Origin of the sequence: Sphingomonas astragali (assembly GCF_051400615.1) — a bacterium.
Taxonomy (GTDB): Bacteria; Pseudomonadota; Alphaproteobacteria; order Sphingomonadales; family Sphingomonadaceae; genus Sphingomonas.
The window spans coordinates 758,302-772,787 of the sequence record NZ_JBLFFH010000001.1 but is presented as its reverse complement, the minus strand read 5'-3'; the positions used below and the strand labels follow the sequence as shown (position 1 = coordinate 772,787).

14 protein-coding genes are annotated in these 14,486 nt (G+C 68.8%); 7 read left to right on the top strand and 7 right to left on the bottom strand.

Features of this window, described 5'->3' with window-relative positions:
• Positions 1–2: 2 nt before the first annotated feature.
• The 4 genes from ACMGER_RS03905 to ACMGER_RS03890 all read right to left on the bottom strand — a co-directional run bounded on the left by ACMGER_RS03905 (position 3) and on the right by ACMGER_RS03890 (position 4,800).
• Positions 3–827, bottom strand: a complete 825-nt coding sequence (locus ACMGER_RS03905; RefSeq protein ID WP_436810799.1) for a SpoIIE family protein phosphatase — start codon at positions 825–827, stop codon at positions 3–5.
• Between the two features lie 139 nt (positions 828–966).
• On the bottom strand, positions 967–2,262 hold the full coding sequence (locus tag ACMGER_RS03900; protein WP_436810798.1) for a dihydrolipoamide acetyltransferase family protein: 1,296 nt from the start codon (positions 2,260–2,262) through the stop codon (positions 967–969).
• A 5-nt stretch (positions 2,263–2,267) separates the two neighbouring features.
• Positions 2,268–3,272 carry an alpha-ketoacid dehydrogenase subunit beta gene (locus ACMGER_RS03895; protein WP_436811666.1) on the bottom strand — a complete coding sequence of 335 codons (1,005 nt, stop codon included), beginning with the start codon at positions 3,270–3,272 and terminating at the stop codon, positions 2,268–2,270.
• 241 nt (positions 3,273–3,513) lie between these two features.
• Complete coding sequence (locus ACMGER_RS03890; RefSeq protein WP_436810797.1) at positions 3,514–4,800, bottom strand: 3-methyl-2-oxobutanoate dehydrogenase (2-methylpropanoyl-transferring) subunit alpha; 1,287 nt, start codon at positions 4,798–4,800, stop codon at positions 3,514–3,516.
• 189 nt (positions 4,801–4,989) lie between these two features.
• On the opposite strand from ACMGER_RS03890, the gene ACMGER_RS03885 reads away from it, so the two are divergent.
• The 5 genes from ACMGER_RS03885 (at position 4,990) to pnp (ending at position 9,917) form a co-directional block, all read left to right on the top strand.
• A complete protein-coding gene (locus tag ACMGER_RS03885; RefSeq protein ID WP_436810796.1) occupies positions 4,990–5,358 on the top strand; it encodes a DUF6491 family protein in 369 nt (122 codons plus the stop codon).
• A gap of 35 nt (positions 5,359–5,393) precedes the next feature.
• A complete protein-coding gene (locus tag ACMGER_RS03880; protein ID WP_436810795.1) occupies positions 5,394–6,083 on the top strand; it encodes a site-2 protease family protein in 690 nt (229 codons plus the stop codon).
• A gap of 5 nt (positions 6,084–6,088) precedes the next feature.
• On the top strand, positions 6,089–7,093 hold the full coding sequence (gene truB, locus ACMGER_RS03875; RefSeq protein WP_436810794.1) for a tRNA pseudouridine(55) synthase TruB: 1,005 nt from the start codon (positions 6,089–6,091) through the stop codon (positions 7,091–7,093).
• A 16-nt stretch (positions 7,094–7,109) separates the two neighbouring features.
• Positions 7,110–7,379 (top strand): 30S ribosomal protein S15, encoded by a 270-nt coding sequence (gene rpsO, locus ACMGER_RS03870; RefSeq protein WP_436810793.1) that lies wholly within the window; start codon positions 7,110–7,112, stop codon positions 7,377–7,379.
• Positions 7,380–7,586: 207 nt separating this feature from the next.
• Positions 7,587–9,917, top strand: coding sequence for a polyribonucleotide nucleotidyltransferase (pnp, locus tag ACMGER_RS03865; protein ID WP_436810792.1), 2,331 nt, complete (start codon positions 7,587–7,589; stop codon positions 9,915–9,917).
• Between the two features lie 195 nt (positions 9,918–10,112).
• Here pnp and ACMGER_RS03860 read toward each other — a convergent pair whose 3' ends face one another.
• On the bottom strand, positions 10,113–11,018 hold the full coding sequence (locus ACMGER_RS03860) for a LysR family transcriptional regulator (protein ID WP_436810791.1): 906 nt from the start codon (positions 11,016–11,018) through the stop codon (positions 10,113–10,115).
• A 148-nt stretch (positions 11,019–11,166) separates the two neighbouring features.
• On the opposite strand from ACMGER_RS03860, the gene ACMGER_RS03855 reads away from it, so the two are divergent.
• Both ACMGER_RS03855 and ACMGER_RS03850 read left to right on the top strand, forming a co-directional pair.
• Positions 11,167–12,234 (top strand): NAD(P)-dependent alcohol dehydrogenase, encoded by a 1,068-nt coding sequence (locus ACMGER_RS03855; RefSeq protein ID WP_436810790.1) that lies wholly within the window; start codon positions 11,167–11,169, stop codon positions 12,232–12,234.
• A gap of 170 nt (positions 12,235–12,404) precedes the next feature.
• The gene (locus tag ACMGER_RS03850; RefSeq protein WP_436810789.1) at positions 12,405–13,547 is read left to right on the top strand and encodes a serine hydrolase domain-containing protein; all 1,143 of its coding nucleotides are present in this window, start codon (positions 12,405–12,407) and stop codon (positions 13,545–13,547) included.
• On the opposite strand, the gene ACMGER_RS03845 is transcribed toward ACMGER_RS03850, so the two are convergent.
• Positions 13,510–14,118 (bottom strand): DUF4126 domain-containing protein, encoded by a 609-nt coding sequence (locus ACMGER_RS03845; RefSeq protein ID WP_436810788.1) that lies wholly within the window; start codon positions 14,116–14,118, stop codon positions 13,510–13,512. The two genes, ACMGER_RS03850 and ACMGER_RS03845, sit on opposite strands and share 38 nt — an antisense overlap.
• Entirely contained in the window at positions 14,115–14,483 is a 369-nt protein-coding gene (locus tag ACMGER_RS03840) for a bleomycin resistance protein (protein WP_436810787.1), read from the bottom strand. The genes ACMGER_RS03845 and ACMGER_RS03840 overlap by 4 nt, the downstream gene beginning before the upstream one ends.
• Positions 14,484–14,486: the final 3 nt, after the last annotated feature.

Below are 14,486 nucleotides of genomic sequence, written 5' to 3'. Positions count from 1 at the left end.
GCTCAGCCTCCGATGCGCAGCCACAGGGCGGTGGCGTCGTCGGAGACCTTGAAGCGCGGGAAGCGCGCGCAGGCAATGTCCGCCTGCTCGATTCCGCGCAGCTCGGCGGCGAGGGCGGCGAGGTCCTTCTCGGCGATCGCCGCCATCAGGCCGGCGGCATCATAGGCGGCATAGCCGTCGACGAGCGCCGCGAAGCCGTCGGTCATCAGCAGCAGGTCGTCGCCAGGCGCACAAGGGATGCGCACGGTATCGACCTGCACCATCCACTCGGGCAGCACGCCGAGCACGCGGATGCCGGGCCGGCCGCGGCCGGCGCGCAGGTCGGCGAGGATCGGCGCGTTCTGCTTGACGCTGCCGAGCCCGTGCCGGGCCAGGCGGGCGGCATGGGCGATCTCCTTTCCGCGATCCTCCGCGACCGGGCCGAGGCGGATCACCCGTTCGCCGCGCCGCAGCAGCCCTGAGCAGTCGCCGAGCCAGCCGCATTCGAGCACGCCGTCACCGAGCCGCACCGCCAGCCCGGACGCGAGCGGCAGCTCCCAGCGTCCCTCGGGCTCGCGGGTGCGGTCGCGGGCATAGGCGGCGACCAGCCGCTCGGCGACGCCGGCGAAGATCGCCTCGACCGGCCCATCCGCAGCGACTGTGAAGGCGGCCTGCGCCTCGCTCGCCAGCCATGCCGCGCCGCCCTGCGGGCCGACCAGTCCGGGCGGACCGAGGTCGGTGGCGCCGTCGATCACCCAGGCATGGCGGAGCGCGATGCCGGCGCGATCGTCGTTGGGCGTGGCGGGGTCGCCGGCGAGGCTCAGCGCCTGGAGCAGATCGAGATGCATGGCCCGGATCGCTTAGAACGAGTTTGAGTCAATTGGAATCAATCCCGTTCGTCCCGAGCGTGTCGAAGGGCGAATGCCACATGCGAATTGCTTGAGGGCACAGCACCCCTCGGCAAGCTCGGGCGAACGGGGAAAAGAGCTAGTCGGCGAACAGCAGCACCGGGGTCTCGAGCAGCTTCTTCAATGCCTGAACGAAGCTCGCCGCATCCCAGCCGTCGACGACGCGGTGATCGCAGCTGATCGACAGGTTCATAAGCTTGGCACGGATGATGTCGTCGCCGTCGAAGACCGGACGCTCGACGATCCTGTTGGGGCCGATGATCGCAACTTCGGGCCGGTTGATCACCGGCGTGGTGGCGACGCCTCCCAAGGGGCCGAGCGAAGTGACGGTGAGGGTGGAGCCGGAAAGCTCCTCGCTTTTGGCCTTGCCGGTGCGTGTCGCTTCGGCGAGACGGGCGATCTCGGTCGCGAGCTGCCAGACGTTCCTGTCCTGCGCGTCGCGGATCACCGGGACCATCAGCCCGGCGTCGGTCTGCGTCGCCATGCCGAGATGGACGCGGCCGTGACGCGTGACCACCCCCGCCTCGTCGTCGTAACGGGCGTTGATCATCGGGAAGGCAGGCACCGTCCGGCAGATCGCGACGATCAGGAACGGGAGCATCGTCAGCTTGGGCCGGCCGCCGCGGTTGGCGTTGAGGTCGGCACGCATCTCCTCGAGCGCGGTGACGTCGATCTCCTCGACATAGGTGAAGTGGGGGATGTGGCGCTTCGACGCCGCCATGTTCTCGGCGATGCGGCGGCGGAGGCCGATGACCTTGACCGGCTCGTCCTCGCGGGCGCGGCTGGCGTGCGGGGCGTGATAGCCCTGGCCGCTGCCGTAGCGCAGGTACGCGTCGAGGTCGGCGTGGCGGATGCGGTCGCCATCGGCTTTTACCTGGGCGAGATCGATGCCGAGGTCCTTCGCGCGGGCGCGGACCGCGGGGGAAGCGAGGACGTGCTTCTCCCTCTCCCCGCTTGCGGGGAGAGGGTTGGGGAGAGGGGCAGTCTCAGGCGCAGGGCTCGGTGAGACACCTTCCCCCTCTCCCAACCCTCTCCCCTGAAGGGGAGAGGACCTTTCGACCGCCTCCATTCCCGGCGTCTCGGCCTCGATCTGCTCCTCGACCTTTTCGGCCTCGGGCGCCGCCGCCTCCGCCGCATCGGTCTCGATCACCATCAGCGTCGCGCCGATCGGCACCTGCTCGCCGACCGCGCCCGCGAGCTCGACCACCGTGCCGGCGACCGGCGATTCCATCTCGACGGTCGCCTTGTCGGTCATCATGTCGGCGACCTGCTGATCCTCCTCGACGCGGTCGCCGACCCTGACGTGCCACGCCACGATCTCGGCCTCGGCGATGCCCTCGCCGATGTCGGGGAGGCGGAAGGTGAAGCGCGCCATTCTGGTCAGTCCTTCATGATCTTGCGGAGCGCCTCGCCGATGCGGACCGGGCCCGGGAAATAGGCCCATTCGAGGCTGTGGGGATAAGGCGTGTCGAAGCCGGTGACGCGCTCGACCGGCGCCTCCAGGTGATAGAAGCAGCGTTCCTGCACCAGCGCCGACAGCTCGGAGCCGAAGCCGGAGGTACGCGTCGCCTCATGGACGATCATGCAGCGGCCGGTCTTGCGGACCGATGCCTCGATCGCCTCGATGTCGAGCGGGACGAGCGTGCGCAGATCGATGATCTCGGCGTCGACGCCGGCCTCCTCGACGACGCTGCGCACGACATGGACCATCGTGCCGTAGGCGAGGATCGTCAAAGCCTCGCCGGGGCGGACGATCTCGGCCTTGCCCAGGGGGATGCGGTAGTAGCCGGTCGGCACCTCGCCGCCGGGGTGCTTCGACCAGTTCTCCGCCGGGCGGTCCCAATGGCCGTTGAACGGGCCGTTGTAGATGCGCTTGGGCTCGAAGAAGATGACCGGATCGTTGTCCTCGATCGCGGCGATCAGCAGGCCCTTGGCGTCGTAGGGGGTCGAGGGGATCACCGTCTTGAGGCCCGAGACATGGGTGAAGATGCCCTCGGGCGACTGCGAGTGGGTCTGCCCGCCGAAGATGCCGCCGCCGAAGGGCGAGCGCACGGTGATCGGCGCGGTGAACTCGCCGGCCGAGCGGTAGCGCAGGCGCGCGGCCTCGCTGACGAGCTGGTCGAGCGCGGGGTAGATGTAATCGGCGAACTGGATCTCGGGCACCGGCCTCAGGCCATAGGCGCCCATGCCGATCGCGACGCCGACGATGCCGGTCTCGGTGATCGGCGTGTCGAACACGCGGGTCTTGCCGTATTTCGCCTGCAGCCCCGCGGTCGCGCGGAACACGCCGCCGAAATAGCCGACGTCCTCGCCCATCACGATCACGTCCGGATCGCGCGCCATCATCACGTCCATGGCGGAGTTGATCGCCTGGATCATGTTCATGCGGGCGGTGGCGGGGGTCTCGGTTTCCATTGTCTCGCTCATGATCCCTCTCCCTTGGGGAGAGGGAGGGAGCCGCGCAGCGGCGGAAGGGTGAGGGTGAGTGAAGGTCCGTCACCCTCACCCTTCCCGCGCGGCTGCGCCGCGCGGGCCCAGCATCGGGTCGGCCATGCCCCCGGCATGGCCTGGACAGCGCGGGGCGCTGTCCACCCGCTGCTCCTCTCCCAGTGGGAGAGGGAGATTGTCACTTCCGCGCCCATGGCCGTCCGCTCGCTTCCTCTTCCGCCAGCATCTGCGCCTGCTGCTCCTTGAGGTGCCAGGGCATCTCCTCGAACACGCCCTCGAACATCGTGTCGAGCGGCTGGTGCAGGCCGTGACCGAGGATGCCGTTGGCCTCGGCCTCCTTCTGCGCGGCCCTGACCTGCTCGGCGACCTCCTTGTCCTGCGCGGCGTGGCGCTCCTCGTCCCATTCGCCGAGCGCGATCAGGTGACGCTTCAGCCGTACGACGGGATCGCCGAGCGGCCATTTGCCGTATTCCTGGGCGGAGCGATAGGCGCTCGGGTCGTCCGAGGTGGAGTGACCCTCGGCGCGATAGGTGAAATGCTCGATCAGCGTCGCGCCCTGGTTGGTGCGCGCCCGCTCGGCCGCCCAGCGGGTGGCGGCATAGACCGCGAGCGCGTCGTTGCCGTCGACCCGGAGACCGGCGATGCCGTAGCCGATCGCGCGCGCGGCGAAGGTGGTCTCCTCCGCCCCCGCGAAGCCCGAGAAGCTCGAGATCGCCCATTGGTTGTTGACGACGTTGAGGATCACCGGCGCGCGATAGACGCTGGCAAAGGTGCAGGCGGAGTGGAAATCCCCCTCCGCGGTCGAGCCCTCGCCGCACCAGGTCGCGGCGATGCGGCTGTCGCCCTTGGCGGCGCTCGCCATCGCCCAGCCCACCGCCTGCGGATATTGGGTGGCGAGATTGCCCGAGATCGAGAAGAAGCCGCGCTCCTTCACCGAATACATGATCGGCAGCTGCTTGCCGCCCAAGCGGTCGGCGCTGTTCGAATAGATCTGGTTCATCATGTCGACCAGCGACCATTCGCGCGCGATCAGGATGCCCTGCTGGCGATAGCTCGGGAAGCACATGTCCTCGGGATCGAGCGCCATCGTCGCCGCGACCGCCACCGCCTCCTCGCCGGTCGACTTCATGTAGAAGCTGGTCTTGCCCTGGCGCTGGGCGCGGAACATGCGCTCGTCGAAGGCGCGGACCAGCGCCATGTAGCGGAGCATCCGGCGGAGCGTGCCGGGATCGAGCCGGGGGTCCCAGGGGCCGACCGCCTGGCCCGATTCGTCGAGCACGCGGACCAGGCCATAGGCGAGCTCGTGGAAGCCGTCCGCCTTCTCGGAGGTATCGGGGCGGCGGGCGGCGCCGGCGGGCGGCACCGCCACGTCGGCGAAGTCGGCCTCGTCGCCGGGCCGGAACCGCGGTTCCGGCACATGCAGGCTGAGACGGGGCAGATTGGCGCGGGCGCCGGGGTCGGTCATGCTCTCTCCAGCGTTCGATCCACATCCCGAGCGCTGGCCGAGCGCGTGGATTCGCGTTGCGCGCACGTGTTATAAAATTTCAAGAGCCGAGTCACGCCTCCGCTCGGCAGACACGCGCCGCTATTCGCCGACGCCTGCAAGCGCTGCCGCTCAGCGCCGGTTCAGATGGCATCGGCTAGAGAACGCGACATGCCTCGCACGCTCATCGCCCTGGCGACGCTCGCCGTCTTCGCCGTGCCTGCCGCCGCGCAGCAGGCGATGCCGGATCGTCCGAAGGAGGACTCGATTCCCTTCGTCCAGTTCGGCAACATCCGCGACTTCGAAGCCGATGGCGACCGCGGCATCTATCTCCAGAACCGCGCCCGGCAGTGGTATCATGCCGACTTGAACGGCCCGTGCACCACCCTGCCGTTCGCGACGCGGATCGCGGTCGACACGCGCTTCGCCGGCGATCGGCTCGACAATAGCGGACGCATCTATGTCGACGGCCAGGCGTGCTGGATCTCGAGCCTGACGAAGAGCGGGCCGCCGCCCAAGCGCCAGCCCCGCAAGCGGTGATGGCCGATCAGGCTTCCGCTCGCTAGAAGCATCTCATGCCTGAACAGAACATGGTCTACACCGTTGCGGTGTGGCTGATCCCGCTGGTGTTCGCGATCGTGTGCCACGAGGTCGCGCACGGCTGGGTGGCGCGCGCGCTGGGGGATCAGACCGCGGCGAAGCTCGGGCGGCTCACGCTCAATCCGATCAAGCACGTCGATCCGATCGGCACGGTCGCGCTGCCGCTGCTGCTGGCGATCGCGCACGCGCCGATCTTCGGCTGGGCCAAGCCGGTGCCGGTCCGCGCCAAGCGCCTGCGCAACCCGCGCCGCGACATGGTGCTGGTCGCGCTCGCGGGCCCCGGCAGCAACCTGGTGCTGGCGCTGCTGACCACGCTCGCGCTCGGCGCGACCTATGCCGTGGCGGGCGATCTGCCGGAAGCGGGCGTAGCGGGGTTCCTCACCGACAATCTGATCAATTTCCTGCTGATCAACGTCTTCCTCGCCGTTTTCAACCTCATTCCGCTGCCGCCGTTCGACGGGGGCCATGTCGTCGAGGGGGCGCTGCCGCGCGCGCTGGTGCCCGGCTGGCGAAAGATCGCGCGCTTCGGCTTTCCGCTGCTGATCTTCCTGCTGCTGGTGTTGCCGATGATCGCGCCCAAGGCGAACATCGTCGCGCGCGTGATCGGGCCGATCGCACAGACCATCATCCGCGGCTTCCTGTCGCTGGTCGGGCTCGGCGGCTGAACGCGATGCACGGCTGGCTGATCCTCGACAAGCCCGTAGGGCTCGGTTCGACGCAGGCCGTATCCGCGGCCAAGCGCGCGCTGCGCGCGGGCGGCTACGGCAAGATCAAGGTCGGCCACGGCGGCACGCTCGATCCGCTCGCCTCGGGGGTGCTGCCGGTGGCATTGGGGGAGGCGACGAAGCTCGCCGGGCGGATGCTCGACAGCGACAAGGCCTATGACTTCACCATCCGCTTCGGCGAGGAGACCGATACGCTCGATGCCGAGGGCGCGGTGGTGGCGACATCCGACGTTCGCCCGACGCGCGCCGATATCGAGGCGGTGCTGCCGCGCTTCACCGGGCCGGTCGCCCAGGTGCCGCCCGCCTATTCCGCGCTCAAGGTCGCCGGCCGGCGCGCCTACGACCTCGCCCGCGCCGGCGAGGAGGTGGCGCTGGCGAGCCGGGATGTCGTGGTCCACTCCCTCCAAATCCTCCCCGAGCTCGCTCGGGGAGGGGGACCGCCGCCGAAGGCGGTGGTGGAGGGGCTTGGGCAGTACTCCGCCAGCCCCTCCACCGTCGCTTCGCGACGGTCCCCCTCCCCGAGCAAGCTCGGGGAGGATTTGTCGCTGGAGTCCATCACCCTCGCCGCCCATGTCTCGAAGGGCACCTACATCCGCAGCCTCGCCCGCGACATCGCGCGGGCGCTCGACACTGTGGGGCATGTGACGATGCTCCGTCGCACGAAAGCCGGCCCGTTCGGCCTCGAATCGGCGATATCGCTGGACAAATTGGCGGAACTCGGTAATGCGCGCCGCCTTGAACAGATTCTCCTGCCGCTGAGGGCGGGGCTGGACGACATCCCGGCTCTACCCCTCGACCCCGACCAGGCAGGAGCGCTCCGACAGGGGCGTGTGCTGGCCGGGATCGCCAGAGACGATGGCCTCCACTTCGCGATGCTGGGCGAGACCCCGGTCGCATTGGTGGAAGTCGAGCGCGGAGAGGTCCGCGTCGTCCGAGGCTTCAACATCTGACTGAGAAAGGACGACGATGTCGATCACGCAGGAGCGCAAGGACGCGCTCATCAAGGAACATGGCCGCGTCAGCGGCGACACCGGTTCGCCCGAGGTGCAGGTCGCGATCCTCACCGAGCGGATCCAGAACCTCACCGAGCACTTCAAGACGCACGCCAAGGACAACCATTCGCGCCGCGGCCTGCTGATGCTCGTCAACAAGCGCCGGTCGCTGCTCGATTACCTCCGCAAGACGGACGGCGAGCGCTATCTGGCACTCATCGCGAAGCTCGGCCTTCGCAAGTGAAAATGGCGCCTTAGGGCGCCATTTTCATACCGGCGCAGGCCGGTATCCAGCAAATATCGGTGCGGGAGCACCGTCCAGCCGCTGGAGCTGGGCCCCGGCCTCCGCCGGGGCACGACAGGGACCAGACAATCCGGTCGCGTCCCATGAGCCGATACGGCTCGCTCATAGGCCCCCCGCGCATAGGGTGCGGGGAGTGAAGGAAAACGAATGTTCGACAAGAAGACAGTAAGCATCGAGTGGGGCGGCAAGACCCTCACGCTCGAAACGGGCAAGGTTGCCCGCCAGGCCGACGGCGCGGTGATCGCGACCCTCGGCGAAACCGTCGTGCTCTGCGCCGTCACGGCTGCCAAGAGCGTCAAGGAGGGGCAGGATTTCTTCCCGCTCACCGTCCATTACCAGGAGAAGTTCTCGGCCGCGGGTCGCATCCCGGGCGGCTTCTTCAAGCGCGAGCGCGGCGCCACCGAGAAGGAGACGCTGGTCTCCCGCCTCATCGACCGCCCGATCCGCCCGCTGTTCCCCGAAGGCTTCTACAACGAGATCAACTGCATCGCGCAAGTGCTCTCCTACGACGGCGAGAACGAGCCCGACATCCTGGCGATGATCGCCGCCTCGGCTGCGATGACCTTGTCCGGCGTGCCCTTCATGGGCCCGATCGGCGCCGCGCGCGTCGGCTATGACGGCAGCGGCTATATCCTCAACCCGACCGACGAGCAGGTCGAGACCGGCCTGCTCGACCTCGTCGTCGCCGCCACCCACGACGCGGTGATGATGGTCGAGTCCGAAGCCAAGGAGCTGTCGGAAGAGGTGATGCTGGGCGCGGTGATGTTCGCGCACAAGGCGTCGCAGGACGTGATCAAGGCGATCATCAAGCTTGCCGAGCAGGCCGCCAAGGAGCCGTGGGAGCTCAAGCTCCAGGACGACGCCGCCGAGGTCAAGGCCAAGCTCAAGGCGCTGATCGGCAAGGACCTCGCCGCCGCCTACAAGATCACCAACAAGGCCCAGCGCCAGGACGCGATCAACGAGGCGCGCACCAAGGCCCGCGAGGGCCTCGCCGATCTCAAGGACAGCGATCCCCAGGCCTATCTCGCCAGCCTCAAGCTGGTGAAGAAGCTGGAGGCGGACATCGTCCGCGGCGCGATCCTCAAGGACGGCGTCCGCATCGACGGCCGCACCACCACCCAGATCCGTCCGATCGAGGCCGAGGTCCATTTCCTGCCGCGCGCGCACGGCTCGGCGCTGTTCACCCGCGGCGAGACCCAGACCATCGCCACCACCACGCTCGGCACCAAGGACGCCGAGCAGATGATCGATGGGCTGGACGGGCTCAGCTACCAGCATTTCATGCTGCACTACAACTTCCCGCCCTATTCGGTGGGCGAGGTCGGCCGCTTCGGCGCGCCGGGCCGCCGCGAGGTCGGTCACGGCAAGCTCGCCTGGCGCGCGCTGCACCCGGTGCTGCCGACCAAGGACGAGTTCCCCTACACGATCCGTATCACCAGCGACATCACCGAGTCGAACGGCTCGTCGTCGATGGCGACGGTGTGCGGCGGCAGCCTCGCGCTGATGGACGCCGGCGTGCCGATCAAGCGCCCGGTCAGCGGCATCGCGATGGGCCTGATCCTGGAGGGCAAGGACTTCGCGGTGCTCAGCGACATCCTCGGCGACGAGGATCACCTCGGCGACATGGACTTCAAGGTGGCGGGCACCAGCGAGGGCATCACCAGCCTGCAGATGGACATCAAGATCGCCGGCATCACCGAGGAGATCATGAAGGTCGCGCTGGCGCAGGCCAAGGAGGGTCGCGCGCACATCCTCGGCGAGATGGCCAAGGCGCTGGGCGAGACCCGCACCGAGCTGTCGGCGCACGCGCCGCGCATCGAGACGATGCAGATCGACAAGTCGAAGATCCGCGACGTCATCGGCACCGGCGGCAAGGTGATCCGCGAGATCGTCGCCACCACCGGCGCCAAGGTCGACATCGACGACGAGGGCGTGATCAAGATCAGCTCGTCCGACGTCGCGCAGATCGAGGCGGCGATGAACTGGATCAGGGGCATCGTCGAGGAGCCCGAGGTCGGCAAAATCTACAACGGCAAGGTCGTCAACCTCGTCGACTTTGGCGCGTTCGTGAACTTCATGGGCGGCAAGGACGGCCTCGTCCACGTCTCGGAGATCAGGAACGAGCGCGTCGAGAAGGTCTCGGATGTGCTGTCCGAGGGTCAGGAAGTGAAGGTCAAGGTCCTCGAGATCGACCCGCGCGGCAAGGTCCGCCTGTCGATGCGCGTCGTCGACCAGGAGACGGGCGCCGAGCTCGAGGACACGCGTCCCGCGCGTGAGCCGCGGGAGCGCGGTGATCGCGGTGATCGCGGTGATCGTGGCCCGCGCGGCGACCGCGGCCCTCGCCGCGACGGCGGCGATCGCGACCGTGGACCGCGCCGTGACCGTGGTGATCGCGGTCCGCGCCGCGAGCGCCCGGAGGCGAAGGACGAAGGCGGCGAGGACATCGGCCTGCCGGCCTTCCTCACCGGCGACGACTAGGACCGGCGATGGCGCTGTGACGGAAGGGGGGCTCGCGGCGACGCGGGCCCCTTTTCACAATCACCGTCATGCCGGACTTGTTCCGGCATCCACGTCTCCGCAAAGACAGGTGTCGAGGTCGCAGCTCGAACCGAGAAGCCTGCGCCGGGCCGCCCGGTGGACCCCGGAACAAGTCCGGGGTGACGAAGGGTGGTCCTACCCCTCCCGTCCCGGCCGATAGCGCAGCGCCTCGACGATCGCCGCGAAGGCCGGCGTCGGCTGCCGGCGGCTCGGGTAGTAGAGGTGATAGCCCGAGAACGGGGGCGACCAGTCCTCGAGCACCGACTCCAGCGCCCCGCTGTCGAGATGGGGCCGGACCGTGGTCTCCATCAGATAGGCGATCCCGAACCCGTCGAGCGCCGCGTCCTGGACCTGGAAGATGCTGTTGAAGGTGAGCTGCCCGTCCACCCGCACGCGCAGCGCGCGGCCGCCCCGCTCGAACTCCCAGGCATAGAGGCCGCCATAGGTCGGCAGCCGGATGTTGATGCAGCGATGGGCGGTCAGCTCCTGCGGCGTCCGCGGCCGCGGGCGGTTTGCGAAGTAGCCGGGCGTCGCCACTGCCAGCATCCGCATCGGCGGGCTGATCGGCACCGCGATCATGTCCTTGTCGATGATGTCGCCGAGCCGCACGCCGGCGTCGAACCGCTCGGCGACGATGTCGGTCAGGCGATAGTCGGCTTCGATCTCGACCTTGATGTCGGGATGGTCGGCGAGCAGCCCGCGCAGCCGCGGCCAGAGCACCGTCCGGAGCGAGAGTTCGTCGGCGGTGATCCGCACCGTGCCAGCGGGCCGCTCGCGCAGATCGCTGAGCGCCGCGACATGGGTCTCGATCTCGTCGAGGTGGAAGGCGACCGAGCGCAGCACGCGCTCGCCAGCCTCGGTCGGGGTGACGCTGCGCGTGGTGCGGTTGAGCAGCCGGACGCCCAGCCGCTCCTCGAGTCCCCTTATGCCGTGGCTGAGCGCGGAGGGCGTGACGCCCAGCCGCGCCGCCGCGCGCGTGAAGCTGCGCTCGCGGGCGACCACGACGAAGGCCGACAAATCCGGCAGGTCCTGGCGGTTCATTGCTGAAAAATACTCATAACCGCTTTCAGATTACAGTGCCTAATCGCGGGTCGGGTCCGCGCTATCTCTCTCGGCGGGAGCGGGCTCGCCATGTGAGCCTATGCCGACCGGAACCTGACTTCTCCGCCCCGAGCCATCGAGGACCATCATGCCCAGCCAAGCCAAGGCCTATGCCGCCCAGTCGGCCACCACGCCGCTCGCGCCGTTCAGCTTCGAGCGCCGCGACCTCCGTCCCGACGATGTCGCGATCGACATCCTCTTCTGCGGCGTCTGCCATTCCGACCTCCACACCGCACGTGGCGAGTGGGACGGCACGCTCTACCCCTGCGTCCCCGGTCATGAGATCGTCGGCCGCGTGACGGCGGTCGGCAGCGAGGTCGCCAAGTTCCAGGTCGGCGACCTCGTCGGCGTCGGCTGCATGGTCGACAGCTGCGGCCATTGCCCGTCGTGCCAGGCGAGCGAGGAGCAGTTCTGCGAGACCACCGGCTTCGTCGGCACCTACAACGGCCCCGACACGATCCTGGGCGGCCACACCTTCGGCGGCTATTCGGACCATATCGTGGTCAAGGACCGCTTCGTGGTGAAGGTCGGCCATGACGAGAAGGACCTCGCCGGCGTCGCCCCGCTGCTGTGCGCCGGCATCACCACCTATTCGCCGCTTCGCCACTGGCAGGCGGGGCCGGGCAAGAAGGTCGGCGTGGTCGGCATCGGCGGCCTCGGCCATATGGGCATCAAGCTCGCCGCGGCGATGGGCGCGCATGTCGTCGCCTTCACCACCTCGGCCGACAAGGTCGAGGATGCGAGGCGGCTCGGTGCGCACGAGGTGGTGATCTCGAAGGATCCCGAGGCGATGGCGGCGCACGCCAACAGCTTCGACTTCATCCTCAACACCGTCGCCGCCAGCCATGACCTCGACCAGTTCATGGTGCTGCTGCGCCGCGACGGCACGATGACCTTGGTCGGCGCGCCCGAGCATCCGCATCCCTCGCCGAGCATCTGGAACCTGCTGATGGGGCGCCGCTCGCTCGCCGGATCGCCGATCGGCGGCATCGCCGAGACGCAGGAGATGCTCGATTTCTGCCGCGATCACGGCATCACCGCGGACATCGAGATCATCCCGATCCAGGAGATCGAGACCGCCTATGCGCGGATGCTGAAGAGCGACATCAAGTACCGCTTCGTGATCGACATGGCCTCGCTCAAGCAGGCGGCGTGATCGGAGAGCGTTATTGAAGCAGCTCGTGCTCCTGCGAAAGCAGGAGCCCAGGCAGCAAACGAATGGCCTGAAGTCCAACGCTCCTGCCTTCGCAGGAGCACGCTTCTTTCCGTTCGGACAGACTTTGACGAGGGCTGGCCCGCACAACCAGCCCCCGTCATAACTGGGCGATGCGTCTCGCCCTGCCGCTCCTCGCCCTCCTCGCCGGCTGCGCAGCCGCGCCGCGCCCGGCCGAGGTCCGTGTCGCCTTCGACGCCACCCGCATCACCGCCGAGCAGGCGCGCGGCATCGCCGACCGCCGCACCGGCCGCAGGGTCACTCCTGCCGATCCCGTCCGCGTCGCCAGCATCTCCAAGCTGGTGGTGGCATTGGGCGTGATGCGGCTCGTCGAGCGAGGCACGCTCGACCTCGACCGCGACGTCTCCGACTATCTCGGCTGGCGCCTGCTCAATCCCGCCTATCCGGACACGGCCGTAACGCTGCGCCTGCTGCTCTCGCACCGCTCGAGCCTGATCGACGGCATCGACTACATCATTCCGTTCGGCGTCCGCATCCGGGATGCGGTCGCCGATCCGAAGGCGTGGGACCCGGAGCACGCCCCCGGCACCTATTTCCGCTACGCCAACCTCAACTTCCCCGTGATCGCGACGGTGATGGAGAAGGCGTCGGGCGAGCGCTTCGATCGCCTGATGCAGCGCGAAGTGTTCCGCCCGCTCGGCCTCGACGGCTGCTACAACTGGTCGGGCTGCAGCGACGCGGCGATCCAGCGCGCGGTGGTGCTCTATCGCGCGAACGGCGACATCGCCCGCGACGACCTGCGCGGCCGGCGCCCCGCCTGCCCGACCGTCTCGCGCGGCCCCTGCGATCTCTTCACCTACCGCATCGGCGACAACGGCGGCATCTTCTCGCCTCAAGGCGGCATGGACATCTCGATGCGCGACCTCGCGCGTATCGGCCAGATGCTGCTGAAGCGCGGCGACAGTTTCCTGAAGCCCGAATCGATCGCGACGCTCGCCACGCCCGCCTGGGTGTTCGACGGCGCCAATGGCGACACCTCCAGCGGCTTCTACTGCCAGTATGGCCTCGCGGTGACGACGCTTCCCACCAGGCGCCCCGGCTGCGACGACGACCTGTTCGGCGACGGTCGCACCCGCACCGGCCATGCGGGCGAGGCCTATGCGCTGCGTTCGGGCCTGTGGATCGATCCCGCCGGCGGCACCGGCGTCGCCTTCTTCGCCACCGCCGTCCGCGACGACAGCAAGGGCAGGTCGCGCTTCAGCCGGGAGGAGGAGCGGCTGGCGCGGGGGCGCTGAACAGGCGCCGCAGCACCCGTCGCACGATCAGCAGCGCCGTCACCGCCGCCGCCAGCAGCACCAGCGCCACCACGATCGCTACCGCCGGGAACGCCGTCACCAGCGCCAGCAACCCGACGGTCGCGACATCCTCCCCGGTCGAGACCACCGCGTTGCTCACCGGCTCGGGGCTGGCGTTGACCACCGCGCGCGTCCCCGCCTTGGCGCCGTGGGTGAGCAGCGTCGCCCCACCACCGAGCAGCAGCACCGCCACCTGCCACGCCGGATTGGACGGATCGACGATCGCCAGCGCGAGCAGCGCTCCGCCCACCGGCCGCACCAGCGTGTGCACCGCGTCCCAGGCGCTGTCGATCCACATCACCTTGTCGGCCAGGAACTCGGCGAGCGCGCCCGCGCCGGCGATGCCGATCACCCAGGGATTGGCGAGCGCGTCGAGGCTGCGCAGCTGGTCCGGCAGCCCCAGCCAGCCGAAATGCATCGCCGTCCCGACCGCGAACACGCACAGGTACAGCCGCCATCCGGCCAGCAGGCTGATGCTGGCGGCGAGCCCGATGATCTCGACCGCGCTCACCGCTGGATGAACCGGACGCTGTTGCCGTCGGGGTCGTCCACGTAGAATTCGCGCGTGCCCCAGCTCTGGTCGACCGGTCCGCAATGGACGGAGGAATCGCTGCGATGCCGCTGGTCGAGCCCGCGCGCAGCGAGCCGCCCGACCAGCGCGTCGACGTCGCCGACCAGCACCCCCACCGCCTGCCCGGCCACGCCGTCGCCGGCATGGCTGGAGAGGTGCAGCTCATGCCCCTCGCGCCTGAGCACGGTGTAGGAGGGGTCGGTCATCGCCGGCCAGGTCCCCTCATGCTCGAAATCGAGCACGCGCGTGTAGAACTCGACCGCCCGGGCCATGTCGGTCACGCGGACGATCGGGATCAGCGCCATCGC